Consider the following 19,252-nt stretch of genomic DNA (forward strand, 5'->3'; position numbering starts at 1 on the left):
CGAACTGGTCTTCCCGGCACGCAGCACCGAGCTCGACCGCGTCGCGCTGCACGCGGTCATCGTGGTGATGGAGGCCGCGATCCTGATCTGGATCTGCCGGAGGACGGCGCACTCCTTCGCGGCGCTGTCCGACTCGGAGCGCGCGGCCCAGGCGCAGCTCGCCCGCGCCGGCGCGCTGGAGCAGGAGAACGCGGAGGCGCGCGCTCCGAGTCGGACCAGCCCCGCGGCCAGCCCGGCGCGAAGCGAGCGGGCGCGAAGCGGACCGGCGCGCTCATCCGACGGTCACCGGCCGGGGCGCGGCGCGGCGGCCCCGCTTGCGCGCCACGACCTGCGGCACGCACTGCCCGGGATCGTGGATGATCGTCACGCATTCCATGCACTGGAAGCACTCGGCGTAGTCGACCCGGCCGGAGGGCGCGATGGCGCCGTAGCGGCAGCGGACCTTGCAGAGCTGGCAGGGCGAGCCGCACTCCGCCCGGCGCGGGATCCAGTCGAGGACCCGGACCCGCCCGAGGAGGGCGAGGGCGGCGCCGAGCGGGCACAGGTAGCGGCAGAAGCCCTTGTAGACGAACAGGTTGAGCACCAGCAGCCCGGCCGCGTAGGCGACGAACGGCCACGCCCGGACGAAGTACAGGGTGATGGCGGTCTTGAACGGCTCGACCTCTGAGAAGCTGTCGGCGAGCGGCGACCCCGCGGCGGCGGCGCCGAGGATGCCGGCGAGAACGACGTATTTCAGCGACCGCAGCACCCGGTCGAGGCCCGGCGGCACCGCGACCGGGCGGATGCGCAGCGGCCGGGCGATCAGTGCCACGAGTTCCTGCAGCGCGCCGAACGGGCAGAGCCAGCCGCAGAACGTGCCGCGGCCCCAGGCGACCAGGGCGGCGAGCGCGAAGGCCCAGAGCACCAGCGAGGGCGGGTCGTAGAGCAGGAAGGCGAGGTCGTGGGTGACCGTCGCGGCCCGCACGAGGCCGACGAGGGTCACGATCGACAGTTGCGCCTGCGCGTACCAGCCGATGAAGCCGAGGGTCAGCGCCAGGAAGCCGAGGCGGAAGAGGGTGAAGCGGCGCCCGTCCGCCACCAGCCCGCGCTGGCGGCTCAGGACCGCAACCAGCACCGCGAGCATCAGCCCGATCAGGGCGAGTTCGGGCGCCCGGGCGCGCCAGGGGTCGGTCCAGCTCGGCCCGTCATCCGGCCGGACCCGCGTGAACAGGTCGGCGGGCAGCGCGGTCTCGACCGTGAAGGTCCGGGCGATCTTCTCCGACAGGATCTGACCGCGCTCGCGGACGATCGTCTCGGTGAGCACCCAGGGGGCGGACGGGTCGAAGCCGGCGGCCTGGTCGATCCGAAGGATCGTCCAGGAGCCGGGCGGCAGGCCCTCGGCGAGGCCGGCCCCGCGGCGCTCCACCGCCATGTCGCGGGCATTCACGATCAGCCCCCCCTGGCCGATCGCCAGCCGGTCGGGGACCGCGCCGAGCACGAACCGGTCGCCGACCGGGTTCTCGGGCGCGTCGTCGGGCCCGGCGCTGACCACCATCACGGCGTGGTTGCCGGGGCCGAGCTCGCGCATCAGCGCGTCGTAGCGCGACGGCCCCAGCAGGTTGCGGCCGATCGAGGGCGGGTCCAGGGCGGCGGCGTACAGGTCGGTCAGCGCGGCGTCGGGTGGTCCCTCGTAGGGGTCCGCCGCGCCGGTGCCTCTGAAGGCCGCCGCGGCGTCGGCGTTCGTCACCGTCAGCCGCCGGACCCAACCGCGGGCGAGGAGGTCGGCCAGGGTGAGCGGCTCGTAGCGGTCCGGCTTCGCCTCGACCTTCAGCCCGACATTGGCCGCCCCGAAGCCGAGTTTCACGCGGGCGACCGCCAGCGCCGAGGCCAGGATCGACTGGTTGATCACCCGGGTCGAGGCGGTGGCCATGGAGATGCCGTCGACGGTGGTCTGGGGCGCGGCGCCGGCGGCCCGCGCGTTCGGCCGCCCGACCCGGATCGCCTGCCGGGCCGAGAGGCCGGCATACTGCTCGACGAAGGCGAGGAGCGGCTCCGGGCCGAGCCCCTCGAGGAAGACCGGCTCGTGGTGCGAGAGCACCGTCACGTCCCGGAAGGTGCCGTCCGGGGCGAGCGCGATCAGCAGGTCGGGCGGCGTGCCCCCGAAGCCGGGGATCGGCGCGAGGTCCACGGATTCGAAGGCGTAGGCGAAGACCTCGTAGGACCCGGCCTGCTGCTTCAGAATCGGCCAGACCGGGAGCCTGTCGTCCTTCTCGCCGACCACCAGCGGGGGCGGGAAGTGACGTTCGAGCCCGGCGCGGTCGAGCTGGCCCGCATGGACTGGCCGGGTCGGTACGAGGAGGACGAGAAGGAGCAGCACGGCGCGCAGGAGCGTGCCGGCGCCCAGGCTCACCGCGGCTCGGCGCGCGCGCGGGCTTAGAGACTCCCCGCTCCGCAGCGACCGCGCCTTATCCGTGCCTCCGCCCCGGGCCGCGTCGGTCACGCAACCGGGTCGACGGCGGAGGCCGGCGGCCGAGCGCGACGGGCCCCCTCTCCCGTGCGGGAGAGGGTCGGGGTGAGGGATCGAGACGTTCAGGATTGAGGACGCTGTCGACGTGCGGACCGGGAGAGCCTTCTCCCGATGCCGCAGGTCCCTCACCCTGTCCCTCTCCCGCACGGGAGAGGGGACCCGCGCTCCGGACTGCGGACGAGTCACGGCACCGCACCGGCGGCGCGAGCGTCCGTCGCCTGCGCCGAAGGCATCGGCCGCGCCGCCGCGCCCCAGGGGAAGCGGCCGACCTTCACGGTCTTGATCGGCCGGAACGTCGCGGCGTCGATCACCGTCACGTCGCCGGAGACGCCGTTGGTGGTGAAGAGCCGCGTGCCCGCCGCGTTGAGCGCGAGCTGCCAGACCCGCCGGCCGACCAGGATGTAGCTCTCCACCCGGTAGGTCGTCGTGTCCACCACGGCGACCCGGTCGGACGGCCCCAGCGCCACGAAGGCGTGGCGCCCGTCCTTCGACATCTGGATGCCCACCGGCTGGATCCGGTCGGCCGCGACCCCCTTCACGGCGAATGCGATGGTCGCGATCACCGTGCGGGTCGCGACGTCGATGACCGACACGGTGCCGCCGATCTCCGAGGAGGCCCAGAGCCGGGACCCGTCCGCCGCGAAGGCGGCGAAGCGCGGCCGCTGCCCGACCGGCGTCGCGTCCACGGCCGCGAGGGACCGCGTGTCGATCCAGTGGACCATGTTGGTCGTCTCGGAGGTCGTGACCGCCGTGCGCCCGTCCGGGCTCACCGCGACGCCCTCCGGCTCGACGCCGACGTCAATCTGCGCCAGCACCTTGCGGGTCTGCGCGTCCACCACCGTGGTGGTGGCGTTCTCCTCGTTGGCGATGAACAGCGTGCGCCCGTCCGGCGCCAGGGCGAACTGCTCCGGGTCTTCGCCCGAGGGCAGGTCGTGCCGGACCTGCCCGGTCTCCGGGTCGATCACCTGCACGGCGTCGGAATCGCTGGCGCAGACGTAGAGCGACCGCCCGTCCTGCGAGAAGGTCAGCCCGCGGGGCCGACGGCCGACCGGGAAGGTGCGCAGCACCTCCAGGCCGTCGCCGTCGATCACCGAGACGGTGTTGTCGCGCTCGTTCGTGACGAAAATCTCCTCGGCCCGCGCGGGGCCCGCGAGGCAGAGGAGCAGCGCGAGGGCGGCGGGCCGGCTCATCCGGATGTCCCCGTGAAGGCGCGGCAGGCACTCTCGGGCTCGTCGAGGCCGAGGGTGTCGAGTTCCGTGCGGTGGTGGAGGAAGCCCTCGATCGGTGCCGTCGCGGTGACGGCCCCGGGCCAGAGCAGGAAGACCGGCTGGCGCAGCTGCCCGTCCCAGGCGCGGAAGCTCAGCGGGCGGCCCTTGAAGCCGCCGATCTCGAAGCCGGGCGCCGTCAGGGCGGCGCGGACCGTCGCGGGGTCGGTGCTGCGCGCCTTCACGGCCGCCTCGCCGACGGCGTGCACCGCCATCCAGCCGGCCCAGTCGACGGGCCGCATGGCCCGGCCGGCGAGCTTGCGGAACCGGCCCTGGAGCTGCACGGCGGCCCAGGCCTCGACGGGCCGCCCCCAGGCCGCCGGCACGAGGCCCTGCGTGCCGACGAGGGGCCGGGGCGAGGCGGTGTTGTAGTTGAGGCTCGCGCCGAACGCGCCGGCCTCGTCGGCCACCGCGACCACGTCGTGCTCGGGCCCGCGGGTCGGCAGGGCGAACTCGCGCAGGGCCGTGTCGCGGACGTCGCCGCCCTGCGGGTCGTAGCGCGTCTCGGAAACGATCCGCGCGCCGAACTTCCGCGCGCTGCGCCGCAGCGCCTCGGCGAAGAGCGCGTCCCCCGGTTCCGGACCGGTGACCAGCAGGATCCGGGACCAGCGCTTGAACGCCAGGAACTGCGCCAGCGCGTCGGCCAGCATGGCGCGGGACGGCAGGACGTGGAGCAGGTTCCTCCGGCAATCGGCGTCGCGCAGGCGCGTGTCCGGGGCGCCGATGTTGAGGAGCACACTGCCCTTCGCCTCCGGCAGGTCGGCGAGGGCGAGGACGTCGGCGGCCGGCGCGTTGAGCACCACGAAGCCGCGGTCGGGGAGATTCCGGAAGGCCTCGCGGATGTCGTCGCCCGGCGCGACGACCGTGGTGCCGAGGTCGAAGCCGAGGCCGAGGAAGCGGCCGGTGGCGTTGGAATCCCGCAGGCCGAGTTCCGCGCCCTTCGCCCCCTCGTCGTCGGGGACGGGATCCTCGTTGTTCAGCGGCACTGGTCGCTCGACCCGCCGCTCCAGGTAGCGGATCGTCAGGGGCGGGCCCGCCGGCGCGGGGGCGGCCCGCACCTGCGCGACCGGTGCCAGGGCCGCCAGCGCCGCCAGGACGACGGCGCGCCGCAGACCGGCCCATGGCCCGCCGCGCATCCCGGGCCGCCGCGCACCGGAGGACACCATCCCCGCCCGTCTCCTCCAGCCCCGCGCGTCTCGTCGTTGACCGGGAGTCTAGGAGCCCAGTTGTGCCCTCGGATATTGGACCAAGGTGCACAGACTCATTTTGATGCAGTGCAGCACAAGTCGTAATCGGCGATCATCTGGCTGATCCGTACCAAAGCATAATGGGTCTGCCGCCCGGTACTTGCTAACCGTCGTGCAACGAGGACGGGAGGGGCGGATGCGCACGATGAAGACGGCGGCGGGCGGCGTGCTCGCGGCGCTGGGCCTGGCCCTGGCCGCCGGCAGCGCCCTCGGGCACGGCGACGTGCAGCCCCAGCCGGTCAACACCGACGGCCTGAAGCCGCTGGGCGCCGAGTGGCTCGCCGAGAACCCCTACAGGGGCGACAAGCACGCCATCGCGATCGGCGCATCGGGCTTCAACCAGAACTGCGCCCGCTGCCACGGCCTGGAGATGATCTCCGGCGGCCTCGCCCCGGACCTGCGCTACCTGCCGCAGGGCAAGGAGGGCGACGAGTACTTCGTCGAGCGCATGAAGCACGGCGCCGTCATCAACGGCGTGACCAAGATGCCGGCCTTCGACGGGGTGATCTCGCAGGAGGGCCTGTGGGCGATCCGGAGCTACATCGAGTCGAAGCATGAGGAGTAGCGCTCGGCTCCTTCTCGCCTGCGGCCTGCTGATGGCCCTCCGGTTCCAGCCGGAGGCTGCCGCGCGGCCGCTCGACCAGGTCACGGCCGACGGGACGCTGCGGGTGGCGGTCTACGGCGACAACGCGCCGTTCTCCGAGGAGGAGAGGGGCAGGCCTCGCGGAATCGACGTCGATCTCGCCCGCGCGATCGCCGAGAAGCTGAAGGTGAAGCTCGACCTGCGCGTGGTCGATGCCGGCGAGAACGTCGACGGCGACCTGCGCCTGACCCTGTGGCGCGGCGACCTCGCCGGCACGCCGCTCGCCGACCTGATGCTGCACGTGCCCACCGACCGGCAGCTCGCCCTGCGCAACGAGCAGGTGTTCTTCACGGCGCCGTACTTCGAGCAGGAGATCGCCTTCGCGTACCGCAAGGGCGCGCTGGACGGCTTCGACAGCCTCGACGACATCGGCGACCGGAGCGTCGCGCTGGAGGGCACGGGCGCCGCCGACCTGATGCTGCTGACCGCCCAGGGCGGCCGCTTCCGCCCGAACCTGAAGCACTACAGGAGCTTCGAGGAGGCCGCGAAGGCCTACCTCGCCGGCGAGGCTCCGATCCTGGCCGGAACCCGCGCGGCGATCGAGGCGGCGCTGTCCGCCGCGAAGGCCCCGAAGGACGAGAACCCGATCGCCACGATCCCCTCGACGGGGCTGGTGAAGACCCGCTGGGAAATCGGCGGCGCGGTCAGGACCGATTCCCGCGACCTCGCCTACGCGGTCGGGGACGCGGTCGCGGCGCTGAACACGGATGGCCGGCTCCGGGCGATCTGCGAGACCTACGGCGTCACCTACACGCCACCGAAGGGGTACTGAGCGCGTTCGTCATCGCGAGCGGAGTGAAGCGATCCAGACAGCGCGCCATCTTGGGATGCTGCGCCGTCCTGGGTCGCTTCGCTGCGCTCGCGATGACGGCAAGAGCGAACATCAGAAATTCCGAACGAGATCTCGCTCGGAATCGCGCCAATCTGAGCGCCAATCTCGACGAATACATTGCATTCGCCGCCCCCCAGAGTGGACTCATTGGACCAATGGCCAATAAGACTTCTCTGAGAACGTCGATAGCTTCGTCCTCCAAGGGGGGCGCCCCGCGACTCGTGCGGCCCGCGTCGAAACCCGGATGCCCCGGCCACACGGACCGGGGCCGACCACGGAGGACACGTCATGAGAATGCGGACCCGGTTCCTCGCCGCGGTGGGCGTCGCCGCCCTCGTGGCGGGCGGCGCCCTGCCGGCCATGGCCCAGGGGGTCACCGAACAGGACATCATCAACGACGCCAAGACGCCGGGCGACGTCGTCACCTACGGCCTCGGCCCGCAAGCCCAGCGCTTCAGCCCGCTGAAGACCCTCAACCGCGACAACATCAAGGGCCTCGTCCCGGCGTGGTCGTTCTCGTTCGGCGGCGAGAAGCAGCGCGGCCAGGAGAGCCAAGCGCTGGTCAAGGACGGCATCATCTACGTGACGGGCTCGTACTCGCGCATGTACGCGATCGATTCCCGCAGCGGCGAGAAGAAGTGGGAGTACGACGCCCGCCTGCCGGAGGGCATCCTGCCCTGCTGCGACGTGGTGAACCGCGGCGCCGCCCTCTACAAGGACAACGTCTACTTCGGCACGCTCGACGCCAAGCTCGTCGCCCTGAACACCAAGACCGGCAAGGTGGTCTGGCGCAAGGACATCGACGACTTCAAGGCCGGCTACAGCTACACGGCCGCCCCGATCATCGTGAAGGGCAAGATCATCTCCGGCGTGTCGGGCGGCGAGTTCGGGGTGATCGGGCGGATCGAGGCCCGCGACGCCGAGACCGGCGAGGTCGTGTGGAAGCGGCCCGTCATCGAGGGCCACATGGGCGAGCTCAACGGCAAGCCCTCGACCATGACCGGCAAGGTCAACGAGAGCTGGCCCGGCGACATGTGGAAGTTCGGCGGTGGCGCCACCTGGCTCGGCGGCACCTACGACCCCGAGACCAACCTGATCTACTTCGGTACCGGCAACCCCGGCCCGTGGAACTCCTGGCTGCGGCCCGGCGACAACAAGTGGACGTCCTCGCGCCTCGCCCTCAACCCCGACAACGGCGAGATCGTCTGGGGCTTCCAGACAACCCCGCACGACGGCTGGGACTTCGACGGCGTCAACGAGTTCGTGCCGTTCGACCTCAACAAGGGCGGCAAGACCATCAAGGCCGGCGCCACCGCCGACCGCAACGGCTTCTTCTACGTCCTCGACCGGACCAACGGGAAGTTCATCTCGGCGACGCCGTTCGTCGAGAAGATCAACTGGGCCAAGGGCATCGATGAGAACGGCCGCCCGATCTACAACGAGGAGAACCGGCCCGGCGACCCGAGCAAGGCGACCGGCGACGACAAGAAGGGCAAGTCGGTCTTCGCGGTGCCGAGCTTCCTCGGCGGCAAGAACTGGATGCCGATCGGCTACAGCCCCGACACCAAGCTGTTCTACGTGCCCTCCAACGAGTGGGGCATGGATATCTGGAACGAGCCGGTGAACTACAAGAAGGGCGCCGCCTATCTCGGCGCCGGCTTCACGATCAAGCCGGTCTTCGACGACCACATCGGCTCGCTCAAGGCGATCGACCCGGCCTCCGGCAAGGTCGTGTGGGAGTACAAGAACAAGGCCCCGCTCTGGGCCGGCGTGCTCACCACCGCGGGCAACCTCGTCTTCACGGGCACCCCGGAGGGCTTCCTGAAGGCCTTCGACGCCAAGACCGGCGAGGAGGTGTGGAAGTTCCAGGTCGGGACCGGCGTGGTCTCCTCGCCGATCACCTGGGAGCAGGACGGCGAGCAGTGGGTCGGCGTCGCGGCCGGCTGGGGCGGCGCGGTGCCGCTCTGGGGCGGCGAGGTCGCCAAGTCCACGGCCGGGATCAACCAGGGCGGCAGCTTCTGGGCGTTCAAGCTGCCGAAGACGGTGGCGTCGCGCTGAAGACCCTCAACCGACAGCGTGCCGGCCCCCCGCGGGCCGGCACGCTCAGGTCCCGGGGCAGGGCGGTCGTCTCAACACGCGCTTGCGCCCCGGGGCCGCATCGATCACCTTCGGACCTCCCGCCCGCGTGTTCGGCGGATCCTGTGAGGATCTCGAGCGAAGGACCGAGGTCTCCGTGCAACTCCTGATCGTCGACGACCATCCCCTATTCCGCGACGCCCTGGCGGCCACGATCCGGCTCGCGCACCCGGACGCGGTCCTGCATGAGGCCGACGGGATCGAGGCGGCCTGCGCGGTGCTGGCCGCGAACCGCGGCATCGACCTGACGCTCCTCGACCTCTCCATGCGCGGCGTGACCGGCTTCGACGGGCTGATCACCATCCGGGCGAGCTTCCCGCGCATCCCGATCCTCATCGTCTCCGGCCACGAAGATCCGCGCATCGTCCGCGAGGCCCTGCAGCACGGGGCTGCGGGCTTCGTCCCGAAGGCCATGGACAAGGCCACGCTCACCCGGGCGATCACCGAGGTCATGAGCGGGGCGCTGTTCCTGCCGCCGGGGCTCGCCGAGGCCGGCGCGCCGCCGGCCCGGAACAAGAAGGCGCCGCTGCCCGAGCGCCTCGCCCGGCTGACGCCGCAGCAATTGCGGGTGCTGATGATGATCCGTCAGGGCAAGCTCAACAAGCAGATCGCCCACGAACTCCAGGTCGGCGACTCGACCGTGAAGGCGCATGTCTCGGAGATCCTGCGCAAGCTCGAGGTGATCAGCCGGACGCAGATCGTGATCGATACGGCGTCGCTCGACTTCGACCAGATCCACAACGCGCATCCGGCCTGACGGGCGGGGTCGCTTCGCCGCGCTCGCGATGACGAGGCGGGCCGCACCGACTGAACCGCTCAGCCGGAAACGGGGGCAGACGGGCGCTTCGCGCCATCGCGTGCTGGTTTCCGGATCGCGTTCCGCTGGCGCTGCACGCGCCACGGGAAAGGCGGCGCCCATTCGTCAACCGCAACCCTGCTCTCTCCCGGAGGCCGCCTCCACCAAATCGATATGATGCTATCTATCAGTATGCGAGCTGATTGAACCGGACTCTGCACCGGATCCTCGCGGCGATGGAACAGGTCGTGACCGGCATCGACGATCCGAGGACGCGCGAGCGGCTGCAGCAGGCCTTCACCCACGCCCTCCTGACGACCGGCCGCCACTGGCGCCGCGCGGCCAACATGGTCGCGGAGGCGCACGGGCTGTCCGACGCCACCGCGCACCCGCTGATCATCATCGGCCGGATGGCGGAGGAGCCCCGGCAGAACGTCCTGGCGGAGGCCGTCGGCATCGAGGGACCCTCGCTGGTCCGCCTCATCGACCAGCTCGCCATGGCCGGGTTCGTGGTCCGCCGCGAGGACCCGTCCGACCGCCGCGCCAAGGTCCTGGGCCTAACCCCGCGCGGCCGCCAAGTCTTCGAGCAGATCGAGGCCGAGCTCTCCACCCTGCGCGCCCGCGTCTTCGCGGAGATCGACGGCGCGGATCTCGAGGCGAGCCTCCGGGTCTTCGCGGCCCTCCAGCGCTACGGGCGGGAGGCCGCCGCGGCCGCGCGCGAGCCGGAGCCGGTGTCGTGACCCTGCCCGGATGGCGCGACTGGGCCTTCGCGCTGAAGACCTACGCGGCGGCGATGCTCGCCCTGTTCCTCGCGCTCTGGATCGACCTGCCGCGGCCCTACTGGGCGCTCGGCACGGTCTACATCACCAGTCAGGTCCTCTCCGGCGCGACGCGCTCGAAGGCCCTCTACCGGGTCGGCGGCACCGTTCTCGGGGCCGCGATCAGCGTCGTGCTGGTCCCCAACCTCGTGAACGAGCCGATCCTGCTGAGCCTCGCGGTGGCGCTCTGGGTCGCGCTCTGCCTCTACGTCTCGCTCCTCGACCGCACCCCCGCGAGCTACCTGCCGATGCTCGCCGGCTACACCGCGGCGCTGATCGGCTTCCCAGCCGTGGACGATCCCGGGGCGATCTTCGACACCGCGGTGGCGCGGGCCGAGGAGATCTCGCTCGGGATCCTGTGCGCCAGCCTCGTCGCCACGCTGGTGCTGCCGCAATCGGCGGCGCCGATGATCGTCGCGCGGCTGGACCACTGGTCGGCCGAGGCCCGGGCCTGGATCCGGAGCGCCCTCGCGGCCGCCCGCGCGCCGGCGGCCGCCGGGCCGAGGTCGCCGGAGCGGCGCGCCGCCCTGATCGGCCTCACCGGCCTGCGCCGCGGGCTCTTCCCCGACGCGCCGGCCTACCGGGCGGCGCCCGCGCCGGACCACCGGGAGATGGCGGCATGATGGGTGAGATCGACCTCTACGGCGTGTTCGTGCCGGGTCTCGCGCTCTGGATGGCCGCCGCCTTCGCGCTCAGCCTGCCCCTGCGCCGCCTCCTCGCGGCCACCGGCTTCTACCGCCTCGTCTGGCACCGGCCGCTCTTCGACCTCGCCCTCTACGTCGTCCTGCTCGGCGGCGTCGTGACCCTCGCCCACCGGACCCTGCAATGACCGCCCTGTTCTCCGCCCTCGGCCGCCTCCTCGTCACCCTCGGCATGGTCGCCGCGGCGCTGATCGTCGGCCTCGGCCTGTGGGACTACTACATGGACGCGCCCTGGACCCGGGACGGGCGGGTGCGCGCCGACGTGGTGGCGGTGGCGCCCGACGTCTCCGGGCTCGTCACCGAGGTGCTGGTGGAGGACAACCAGCTCGTCCGGAAGGGCGACGTCCTGTTCCGGATCGATCCGGACCGGTTCCGCCTCGGGCTCCGACAGGCGGAGGCGATGGTGGAGGGCCGCAAGGCCACCGCCGAGCAGACCGCGGCCGACTACGCGCGCTACAGCAAGCTCTCCGACGCGGCGGTGTCGCAGCAGAAGGTCGAGGCCGCGAAGGCCGCCGATCTCTCGGCGGAGGCCGCCTACGAGCAGGCCCTGGCGGATCGCGACCTCGCCAAGCTCAATCTGGAGCGCTCGGCGGTGCGGGCCTCGGTCAACGGCCGGATCACCAACATGGAGCTGCGGCCGGGCGCCTACGTCACCACGGGCCGCGGGGTCATGGCGCTGATCGACCGCGACACCGTCCGGATCGAGGGCTACTTCGAGGAGACCAAGCTGCCGCGGATCCGCGTCGGCGCCCCTGTGACCGTCCAGCTCATGGGCGAGGACGGGGTGCTCAGCGGCCACGTCGCCAGCATCGCCGGCGGCATCGGCGAGACCGGCCGCAGCGACGCCACCAACCTGCTCGCGAACGTGAACCCGACCTTCTCGTGGGTGCGGCTCGCCCAGCGGATCCCGGTGCGGATCACCCTCGACGGCGGCACGGCGGATCCGCGGCTGGTCAGCGGCCGGACCGCGACGGTCTCGATCGCCCCGGCGGCCGGCGGGGAGGCCCTGCGCTGGCCCTGGACGGCGTGGCGCGAGGCGCTTGCCCGCTGAAGGCGCGACACCGAACCATCCCGGCGCACCGGGGTTGGCCTGACACTGCAGCCGAACGTCCTGTCAGGAGGCCCCATGTCGAAGACGCTCCTCGCCCTCACCGCGTCCGTCGTCCTCGCCACGTCCGGAGCGGCGCTGGCCCAGGCGCCGCAGACCGGCGGCGCCAACCAGGGCAACGTCAACAAGTCCGGCGCGGTGGGCGGGACCGGGACGGGGGCCGGCTCCGCGGACAGCACCGGCTCCACCGGCGCCGGCATGGCGCCCGGCACCAGCGGTGGCCCGCGCGTCAGCACCCCGGGTGCCCCCGCCGGCAGCAGCTCCGGCAACGGGACGACGGGCAGCGGCGCGGCGCCGAGCGGGAAGTAGCCCCCGCCGGTTCTCCCTCCCGCCTCCTCGGGGGGAGGGAGAACCCGTCGGGTCCCGATCCGGACCGGCTTCTGCCCCGGCCCTACGCGCCGAGGCCGCCCACGCACAGGTACTTGGTGTTCAGGTAATCCTCGATGCCCTGGTACGAGCCCTCGCGGCCGAGGCCGGATTCCTTCACGCCGCCGAAGGGCGCCACCTCGGTGGTGATGATCCCCTCGTTGATCCCGACCATGCCGTATTCCAGCGCCTCGGCGACCCGGAAGGTCCGGCCGAGGTCGCGGGTGTAGAAGTAGCAGGCGAGCCCGTACTCCGTGTCGTTGGCCATGCGGATCGCCTCCGCCTCGTCGCGGAAGCGGAACAGCGGTGCCAGCGGCCCGAAGGTCTCCTCCCGGGCCACCGCCATGGCGGGGGTGGCGCCGGTGATCACCGTCGGCTCGAAGAACTGGCCGCCCAGCGCGTGGCGGTGGCCGCCCGCCACCACCCGGCCGCCCTTCTCGACGGCGTCGCGGATATGCGCCTCGGTCTTCTCCACGGCGGCCATGTCGATCAGCGGCCCCTGGGCGACGCCGTCCTCGACGCCGTTGCCGACCTTCAGGCGGTTGGCCGCCTCGGCCATCTTCTCCGCGAAGGCGTCGTAGATCCCGTCCTGCACCAGGAAGCGGTTGGTGCAGATGCAGGTCTGGCCGGAATTGCGGTACTTGGCGAGCATCGCGCCGGCCACCGCCCGGTCGAGATCGGCGTCGTCGAACACGATGAACGGCGCGTTGCCGCCGAGCTCCATCGAGACCTTCTTCACAGTGCCTGCCGCCTGCTCCAGCAGCACCTTGCCGACCTCGGTGGAGCCGGTGAAGGTGATCTTCTTGACGAGCGGGTTGCCGGTCATCTCGGCGCCGATGGCGCGGGCCGAGCCGGTGAGGATCGAGACCGTGCCGGCCGGGAAGCCGGCGCGCTCGCACAGCACGCCCCAGGCGAGGCCCGAGAGCGGGGTCTGCGAGGCGGGCTTGATCACGATCGGGCAGCCGGCGGCGAGCGCCGGGGCGATCTTGCGGGCGATCATCGAGGACGGGAAGTTCCACGGCGTGATCGCCGCCACCACGCCGACCGGCTCCTTGGTGACGAGGATCTTGCGGTCGCCCCAGGGGGAGGGGACCACGTCGCCGTAGACGCGGCGCGCCTCTTCCGCGAACCACAGCACGTAGGCCGCCGACATGGCGACCTCGCCGCGGGACTCCGTCAGCGACTTGCCCTGCTCGGCGGTGAGGATCTGCGCGAGATCCTCCTGATGCTCCGTCACCAGCGCCGCGAGCTTGCGCAGAAGAACGGCACGCTCGTTGGCGGTCTTGGCGCGCCAGGCCGGGTAGGCCTCATGCGCCGCCTTGATCGCAGCCCGCGTCTCCTCGGCGCCGGCATTCGGCACCTTGGCGATCAGCGCGCCGGTCGCCGGGTTGGTGACGTCGATGCTGCCGGAACCGGCCTTCGACCATGCGCCGCCGATCAGGCAGGCATCGACCAGCAGGGCCCGGTCCTTCAGGGCGGGGGTCTCGAACTCAGGCATCCAACGGTTCCTTCGGCGGCCGCGGCATGTCGGGCTGGGACATGCCGGGCCGCGGCTTGAGAGGCACGCTCTGGGCCGTATTCCTCGCCTGCGCCTCGGCTTTTGTCTCGAAGACATGGGGAGCCAGGTCGCGGCTCGCCAACGAGGCGCCGAGTTTCAATCGCATGAACGCGCTCGTGGTATACCGGGACGCGGTCTCGTAATAGCGGTTTTCGAGATAGGCGATCGCCGAGAAGTAGGCGTCGCTCACCGTCGGGTCGATCTCGAACCCGTCGTAGTTGGCGATCAGGTGGACCTTGCGACCGATCTCCTGGCAGGCGCGCTCGTACTCGCGGCGCACCAGCTCGACGTCGTCGATGGTGCGCACCTGGAACCCTTCGAGGTTCGAGAACAGGATGTTGCGCTCCGGGTCGTAGCTGATCCGCTCCGCGAGAGAGAGGCCCAGAAGCCAGGGCTCCAGGGCCATCACGGCCTCGCGGAACAGGCGCGGATCCATCGGCTTCGGGTCCTGCACGATCGGGGTGAAGCCCATCTGCCCGAGAATGTCGCGCGCGATGTCGATTCCCGGCGCGACCTCGACCAGCTCCATGCCGGCCCGCGTCCGCCGGAACACGCAGCGCTCGGTCACGTAGAGCACCGGCTGGCCGCGCTCGGCCGCGTAGGCCCCCGAGAAAGTCACCTGCTCCACCGCGGCGATGAACTTCCGCGAGCGGCCCTCGCTGAGGATCCGGATGCCGCCGTCCTCGACCGCGACCTTCAGACCGTCGGCCGTGAAGGTCCCGGCGAAGACGAGGCTCTTGGCGTTCTGCGAGATGTTGATGAATCCGCCCGCGCCCGCGAGCCGCGTGCCGAAGCGGCTGACGTTGACGTTGCCCTCGGCGTCGCACTGGGCGAGGCCCAGGCAGGCGAGATCGAGGCCGCCGCCGTCGTAGAAGTCGAACTGCTGGTTCTGGTGCAGCACCGCGGCCGGGTTCAGGGCGGCACCGAAATCCAGCCCGCCCTGCGGCAGGCCGCCGATCACGCCCGGCTCGGCGGTCAGCGTCAGGTACTTGAGCACCCGCTCCTCGGCGGCGACCGCCGCGACGCCCTCGGGCATGCCGATGCCGAGATTGACCACGCCGCCCGGCGGCAGCTCGAAGGCGCAGCGCCGGGCGATGACCTTGCGGGTATCGAGCGCCATCGGGGCGATGCGGTCGAGCGGCACCCGCTGGCGGCCCGTGAAGGCGTGGTTGTAGGGCGTGCCGTAGGTCTGGCGGTGGTTCTCGGGGCTGCTGAGCACCACGCAATCCACCAGCACGCCGGGCACCTGCACCTCGCGCGGGTTGAGGGAGCCGGCCTCGGCGAGCCGCTCCACCTGGGCGATGACGAAGCCGCCGGAATTCTTCGCCGCCATGGCGGCGGCGAGGTTGTCGAGGGTGAGCGCCTCGCGCTCCATGGTGATGTTGCCGGCGGGGTCGGCCGTCGTGCCGCGGATCAGCGCGACGTTGACCGGGAAGGCCTTGTAGTGGAGCCAGGATTCGCCGCCGAGCTCGACCACGCTGACGAGGTCTTCCGTCGTGACGGCGTTCAGCTTGCCGCCCTCCAGGCGCGGGTCGACGAAGGTGTTGAGCCCGACCTTGGTGATGTGGCCCGGCGTGTGGGCGGCGATCTCCCGGTAGAGATGGGAGACCACGCCGAGCGGCAGGTTGTAGGCCTCGATCGCGCCCGCCACCGCCATGGCGCCGAGCTTCGGCACGAGCGCCCAGTGGCCGCCGACGACGCGCCGGACGAGGCCCGGGATCGCGAGCTTGTTGAGGCCGCGCTCCTTGCCGTCGCCGGGGGCGGCCGCGAACATCAGGCCGATCCCGTGCGGGCCGTTGCCGGCCTCGAAGCGGCGGGCGAGCGCCAGGATCAGCTCGTCCGGCGTGCCGATCCCGACGAAGCCCGAGACCGCGACCATGTCGCCGTCCTGCAGGATGGCGGCGGCCTCGTCGGCGCTGACGATCTTGTTCTTCAGGCTGCCCATGCGGCACTCCCCCGAGCCTGCACGCTATCCCCGCTTGCCGAGCCAGTCGGCGATGCCGGAGCCCAGCAGCTTCTGTGCCTTGCCGCCGACGAACACGCCCACGTGGCCGCCGGGCAGCCCCATCTCGGTGTAGTCGGTGGTGCCGATCCTGTCCTTCAGCGCCTGCGAGGTGGCCGGCGGGATGATGTGATCGTCCTGCGCGAAGACGTTCAGCACCGGGCAGGTGATGGCCTTCAGGTCGACCCGCCGGCCGCCGAGCTCGAAGGCGCTCTCGACCAGCTTGTTGTCCTGGTAGAGGTCCTTCAACCACTGCTTGGCGGCCTCGCCGGGATGGTCCGGCCGGTCGGCGATCCACTTCTCCATGCGGAGGAAGTTCAGGAACTTCTTCTTGTCGTCGAGGGCGTCGAGCAAGTCGAGGTTGTACTTCGTCATGGTGCGCATCGGCGTCATCATCGAGAACACCGAGCCCATGAAGGCGCCGGGCAGCGAGCCCTGCGCGTCGATCAGGCGGTCGACATCCTCCGGCGTGAGCGAGCGCGTCCAGACATTGATGAAGCCGTGGCCGGCCCGGTTCTCCCGGGTGTCGGCGTGAAAGTCGATCGGCGTGATGGTCAGCACCATCGCGTTGACGGTCTCGGGGTAGAGCGCCGCGTAGCAGGTGGTGAAGACGCCGCCCTCGCAGATGCCGAGCAGGCTGACCTTCTCGCGCCCGGCCGCCTCTTGGATGAAGGCGACGCACTCGGCGAGGTAGCCGTCCACGTAGTCGTCGATGGTGACGTAGCGGTCGGCCCGGCCCGGATTGCCCCAGTCGACCACGTAGAGGTCGAGGCCGAGATTCAGCAGGTTGCGGACCAGCGAGCGGTCCTCCTGCAGGTCGGCCATCGTGTAGCGGCCGATCAGCCCGTAGACGATCAGCACCGGCGGCAGGCCCTTGCTCTCGGCGAGCGGCCGGTAGCGGTAGAGGCGGACCTTGTCCTGGCTCCAGACCAGATCCTTCGGCGTGGTGGCGATCTCGACGTCCGCGTCGCTCACCTCCGCGAACAGCTTGGCGCCGGCGCTGATGCGCTGGCCGAGCGTGCCGACCTCGGCCAGGATCTCCGCCGGGGTGAGGGCGAGCGGCGCGGCCGGTGTTCTGGGGCTCTCCTGGTCAGCCATGGGCTTCCTCCGCGGTGCGGGCGCCCTCCGCCTTCGCCCGGGCCGCGCGGCGCTCGCGGCGGAGCGCCCGGACCTCGCGGCGAAGCTCGGTCAGGCTCTTGTGGACGTCGTCGAGCTCGGCCCGGGTCGGCTGGCCGTAGAACTCCGACAGGAAGGCCGCGACGTCCTGCTGGGCGAGGCGGAGATCGGTCGAGGCCCGGAGCACCGCGCGCTGCGAGGCCAGGAATTTGTCCGAGCGCTGGACCTCCAGCAGGACCGCGTTGGCGGTCTCGATCCAGCTCGTCATCATCGCGCGGGCCGAGGCGAAGCTCTCGCCGCGCTCGGCGCGGGCGTTGGCCTCCTGGGCGAAGGTCCCGGCGGCGCGGGTCCAGGCGTCGAGCATCACGGCCTGATGCTCGCTCTGCGCCCGCCGGAGCGTGGCCCAGGCGGTGAACAGCGCGGCGTAGCGCCGCTCGGTCTGCCACAGGTCGGCGAGCTGCGGCCCCTCCGCCATGCGGGTCAGCGCCGCGTCGAACTCGGCCGAGCCGCCGAGCCAGGCCTGCGGATCGAGGATCCGGGCCAGCACCGCGCCGGCGGTCGGGTCCGGCGCGCCGGGGCCGCCCTGGAGCGACCGCGTCAGCGTCTGCGAGAGGGCGGTGGCGGCGGTCCAGGCCTCCGCGAGCTTGGCCTGCGCGGCGGCCATGCCGGCGAGGTCGGCCGTCGGAAAGGTCGGCCAGCCGAAGCCGGGCGCGGCCTGCCCGGCGCCCGGGGTGAGGAAGCCCGCGCCGGCCCGGGTCCAGAACTCGCTCATCGCCCGGAACGCGTCGAACTGGTCCATGCTGGCGTTCCTCTTCACAGCCCCCGGGCTGAAGACTTCGAACCCGCCGTCTTCGCGAGCGAAGCGGAGCGATCCAGCAGCGCCATGCTCGGCGAGGGCGCGCCGCCCTGGGTCGCTGCGCTGCGCTCGCGATGACGGAGCCGGCGGCTGGTGTTCACGCCGCCGGCCGCGCCTCGCCCAGCGCCTCGGCGTAGATCGCGAAGGCGTCGTCGTAGGTGACCTCGCGCGGGTTGTTCACGAGGAGCCGCGTCTGCTTCATCGCGTCGGAGGCCATGCGCTCCAGGTCCTGCCGGGCGACGCCGACCTCGGCGAGCGAGGCCGGGACCTTGCAGTCGCGGCAGATCGCGTCGAGGCTCTCGACGAAGCGCTTGGCGGCCTCGGGCTGCGGCAGGTCCGCGGCCGCGGGGTCGAGGATCGGCGCGAGCTCCGCGTAGAGCCCTTCCGCGTGCGAGAGGTTGAAGCGCATCACCCCCATCAGCACGAGCGCGTTCGAGAGCCCGTGCGGCACGTGGAAGATCGCGCCGACCGGGTAGGCCAGGGCGTGCACCGCCGCCACCGGCGCGTTGGCGAAGGCCATGCCGGCCAGCATCGAGCCGAGCAGCATGCCGGAGCGCGCCTCGAGATTCGTCCCGTCCGTGCAGGCGGTGCGGATGTTGGCCGAGAGCAGCGCCAGCGCCTGCTTGGCGAGCTGGTCGGAGATCGGGTTCTTCTTGTTCTTGCTGGTGAAGGCCTCGATGGCGTGGACCATGGCGTCGATCCCGGTGGCCGCCGTCACGTGGGACGGCAGGCCGAGCGTCAGCTCCGGGTCGAGCACCGCCCAGTCGGGCAGGAGCTTCGGGGCGACCACGCCCTTCTTCTCGGTGGTCGGCGTCGTGACGATCGAGATCGGCGTCACCTCAGAGCCGGTGCCGGCCGTGGTCGGCACGAGGATCAGCGGCAGGCGGTCGCCCTTGGCAAGGCCGACGCCGTAGATCGACTCGAGCGGCTCGTCGGACTTGGCGAGATAGGCCACCAGCTTGGCGGTATCGAGCGCCGAGCCGCCGCCGATCGACAGGACGAGGTCGGTCCCGAGTTCCCGGGCGCGCTTGGCCGCCGCCTCGATCACCGTGGAGGGCGGGTCGGCGACCACGTCCTCGTAGACGTCGAGGGTGACGCCCGCGGCGGCCAGGGCCGCCTCGGCGGATTGGGTCAGGCCGGCGCCGCGCACGCCCTTGTCGGTGACCAGCAGGACGCGCTTGGCCCCGAAGCTGCCGACGATCTCCGGCAGCTTCTTCGCGGCACCGGCCTCGAACAGCACGTTCGGCGTGGTCTGGAAGGTGAACGGGTTCATCGCGCTGCCCTGTTGTCGTGCCGATCCGC

The 19,252-nt window shown here is 71.6% G+C and carries 16 protein-coding genes and 1 pseudogene; 9 read left to right on the forward strand and 8 right to left on the reverse strand.

Annotation, left to right across the window (positions count from 1 at the left end; genetic code table 11):
* Nucleotides 1–271: 271 nt before the first annotated feature.
* From MMR14E_RS25970 to MMR14E_RS25980, 3 genes are all read right to left on the reverse strand, one after another.
* On the reverse strand, nt 272–2,389 hold the full coding sequence (locus MMR14E_RS25970) for a 4Fe-4S binding protein (RefSeq protein WP_419539419.1): 2,118 nt from the start codon (nt 2,387–2,389) through the stop codon (nt 272–274).
* 299 nt (nt 2,390–2,688) lie between these two features.
* Nucleotides 2,689–3,696 carry a PQQ-dependent catabolism-associated beta-propeller protein gene (locus MMR14E_RS25975; RefSeq protein ID WP_331318260.1) on the reverse strand — a complete coding sequence of 336 codons (1,008 nt, stop codon included), beginning with the start codon at nt 3,694–3,696 and terminating at the stop codon, nt 2,689–2,691.
* Entirely contained in the window at nt 3,693–4,937 is a 1,245-nt protein-coding gene (locus tag MMR14E_RS25980) for an ABC transporter substrate-binding protein (protein ID WP_331318262.1), read from the reverse strand. Before MMR14E_RS25980 ends, MMR14E_RS25975 begins: the two co-directional genes overlap by 4 nt.
* Nucleotides 4,938–5,154: 217 nt before the next feature.
* Here MMR14E_RS25980 and pedF point away from each other — a divergent pair, with 217 nt between their 5' ends.
* The 9 genes and pseudogenes from pedF to MMR14E_RS26025 all read left to right on the forward strand — a co-directional run bounded on the left by pedF (nt 5,155) and on the right by MMR14E_RS26025 (nt 12,361).
* The gene (gene pedF, locus MMR14E_RS25985; RefSeq protein ID WP_331318265.1) at nt 5,155–5,583 is read left to right on the forward strand and encodes a cytochrome c-550 PedF; all 429 of its coding nucleotides are present in this window, start codon (nt 5,155–5,157) and stop codon (nt 5,581–5,583) included.
* The gene (locus tag MMR14E_RS25990) at nt 5,573–6,433 is read left to right on the forward strand and encodes a substrate-binding periplasmic protein (protein WP_419539420.1); all 861 of its coding nucleotides are present in this window, start codon (nt 5,573–5,575) and stop codon (nt 6,431–6,433) included. The genes pedF and MMR14E_RS25990 overlap by 11 nt, the downstream gene beginning before the upstream one ends.
* Nucleotides 6,434–6,781: 348 nt before the next feature.
* A complete protein-coding gene (locus MMR14E_RS25995; RefSeq protein WP_331318267.1) occupies nt 6,782–8,551 on the forward strand; it encodes a PQQ-dependent methanol/ethanol family dehydrogenase in 1,770 nt (589 codons plus the stop codon).
* A gap of 175 nt (nt 8,552–8,726) precedes the next feature.
* Nucleotides 8,727–9,386 carry a response regulator transcription factor gene (locus tag MMR14E_RS26000; protein WP_331318269.1) on the forward strand — a complete coding sequence of 220 codons (660 nt, stop codon included), beginning with the start codon at nt 8,727–8,729 and terminating at the stop codon, nt 9,384–9,386.
* A gap of 275 nt (nt 9,387–9,661) precedes the next feature.
* A complete protein-coding gene (locus tag MMR14E_RS26005; protein WP_331318270.1) occupies nt 9,662–10,165 on the forward strand; it encodes a MarR family winged helix-turn-helix transcriptional regulator in 504 nt (167 codons plus the stop codon).
* A pseudogene (locus MMR14E_RS26010) lies at nt 10,162–10,839 on the forward strand (FUSC family protein); the annotation flags it as partial. The gene MMR14E_RS26005 and the pseudogene MMR14E_RS26010, both read left to right, overlap by 4 nt.
* Before the next feature lie 23 nt (nt 10,840–10,862).
* The gene (locus tag MMR14E_RS26015) at nt 10,863–11,072 is read left to right on the forward strand and encodes a DUF1656 domain-containing protein (RefSeq protein WP_210033710.1); all 210 of its coding nucleotides are present in this window, start codon (nt 10,863–10,865) and stop codon (nt 11,070–11,072) included.
* Nucleotides 11,069–11,995 carry an HlyD family secretion protein gene (locus MMR14E_RS26020; RefSeq protein WP_331318275.1) on the forward strand — a complete coding sequence of 309 codons (927 nt, stop codon included), beginning with the start codon at nt 11,069–11,071 and terminating at the stop codon, nt 11,993–11,995. Before MMR14E_RS26015 ends, MMR14E_RS26020 begins: the two co-directional genes overlap by 4 nt.
* A gap of 75 nt (nt 11,996–12,070) precedes the next feature.
* Nucleotides 12,071–12,361 (forward strand): hypothetical protein, encoded by a 291-nt coding sequence (locus MMR14E_RS26025; protein ID WP_331318276.1) that lies wholly within the window; start codon nt 12,071–12,073, stop codon nt 12,359–12,361.
* A gap of 82 nt (nt 12,362–12,443) precedes the next feature.
* Here the strand turns inward: MMR14E_RS26025 and MMR14E_RS26030 are convergent, their stop codons facing one another.
* The 5 genes from MMR14E_RS26030 to MMR14E_RS26050 form a co-directional block, all read right to left on the reverse strand.
* On the reverse strand, nt 12,444–13,916 hold the full coding sequence (locus MMR14E_RS26030) for an NAD-dependent succinate-semialdehyde dehydrogenase (RefSeq protein ID WP_331318277.1): 1,473 nt from the start codon (nt 13,914–13,916) through the stop codon (nt 12,444–12,446).
* A complete protein-coding gene (locus MMR14E_RS26035) occupies nt 13,909–15,921 on the reverse strand; it encodes an acyl CoA:acetate/3-ketoacid CoA transferase (protein ID WP_331318278.1) in 2,013 nt (670 codons plus the stop codon). The genes MMR14E_RS26030 and MMR14E_RS26035 overlap by 8 nt, the downstream gene beginning before the upstream one ends.
* A 24-nt stretch (nt 15,922–15,945) precedes the next feature.
* On the reverse strand, nt 15,946–17,076 hold the full coding sequence (gene phaC / locus MMR14E_RS26040; RefSeq protein ID WP_331318279.1) for a class III poly(R)-hydroxyalkanoic acid synthase subunit PhaC: 1,131 nt from the start codon (nt 17,074–17,076) through the stop codon (nt 15,946–15,948).
* Nucleotides 17,069–17,893: a poly(R)-hydroxyalkanoic acid synthase subunit PhaE gene (locus MMR14E_RS26045; protein ID WP_331318280.1), complete on the reverse strand. Its 825-nt coding sequence runs from the start codon at nt 17,891–17,893 to the stop codon at nt 17,069–17,071. Before MMR14E_RS26045 ends, phaC begins: the two co-directional genes overlap by 8 nt.
* Nucleotides 17,894–18,047: 154 nt before the next feature.
* Nucleotides 18,048–19,223, reverse strand: coding sequence for an iron-containing alcohol dehydrogenase (locus MMR14E_RS26050; protein ID WP_331318281.1), 1,176 nt, complete (start codon nt 19,221–19,223; stop codon nt 18,048–18,050).
* Between the last annotated feature and the right edge of the window lie 29 nt (nt 19,224–19,252).

It is taken from the genome of Methylobacterium mesophilicum (genome assembly GCF_036441335.1).
Lineage (GTDB): Bacteria > Pseudomonadota > Alphaproteobacteria > Rhizobiales > Beijerinckiaceae > Methylobacterium > Methylobacterium mesophilicum_B.

Coding starts and splice junctions, on each gene's coding strand:
- MMR14E_RS25980 (WP_331318262.1), bottom strand. CDS start 4,937: ATGGTGTCCTCCGGTGCGCGGCGGCCCGGGATGCGCGGCGGGCCATGG.
- MMR14E_RS26050 (WP_331318281.1), bottom strand. CDS start 19,223: ATGAACCCGTTCACCTTCCAGACCACGCCGAACGTGCTGTTCGAGGCC.
- MMR14E_RS26015 (WP_210033710.1), top strand. CDS start 10,863: ATGATGGGTGAGATCGACCTCTACGGCGTGTTCGTGCCGGGTCTCGCG.
- MMR14E_RS25990 (WP_419539420.1), top strand. CDS start 5,573: ATGAGGAGTAGCGCTCGGCTCCTTCTCGCCTGCGGCCTGCTGATGGCC.
- MMR14E_RS26025 (WP_331318276.1), top strand. CDS start 12,071: ATGTCGAAGACGCTCCTCGCCCTCACCGCGTCCGTCGTCCTCGCCACG.
- MMR14E_RS26035 (WP_331318278.1), bottom strand. CDS start 15,921: ATGGGCAGCCTGAAGAACAAGATCGTCAGCGCCGACGAGGCCGCCGCC.
- MMR14E_RS26030 (WP_331318277.1), bottom strand. CDS start 13,916: ATGCCTGAGTTCGAGACCCCCGCCCTGAAGGACCGGGCCCTGCTGGTC.
- MMR14E_RS25995 (WP_331318267.1), top strand. CDS start 6,782: ATGAGAATGCGGACCCGGTTCCTCGCCGCGGTGGGCGTCGCCGCCCTC.
- phaC (WP_331318279.1), bottom strand. CDS start 17,076: ATGGCTGACCAGGAGAGCCCCAGAACACCGGCCGCGCCGCTCGCCCTC.
- MMR14E_RS25975 (WP_331318260.1), bottom strand. CDS start 3,696: ATGAGCCGGCCCGCCGCCCTCGCGCTGCTCCTCTGCCTCGCGGGCCCC.
- MMR14E_RS26005 (WP_331318270.1), top strand. CDS start 9,662: ATGGAACAGGTCGTGACCGGCATCGACGATCCGAGGACGCGCGAGCGG.
- MMR14E_RS26020 (WP_331318275.1), top strand. CDS start 11,069: ATGACCGCCCTGTTCTCCGCCCTCGGCCGCCTCCTCGTCACCCTCGGC.
- MMR14E_RS26045 (WP_331318280.1), bottom strand. CDS start 17,893: ATGGACCAGTTCGACGCGTTCCGGGCGATGAGCGAGTTCTGGACCCGG.
- pedF (WP_331318265.1), top strand. CDS start 5,155: ATGCGCACGATGAAGACGGCGGCGGGCGGCGTGCTCGCGGCGCTGGGC.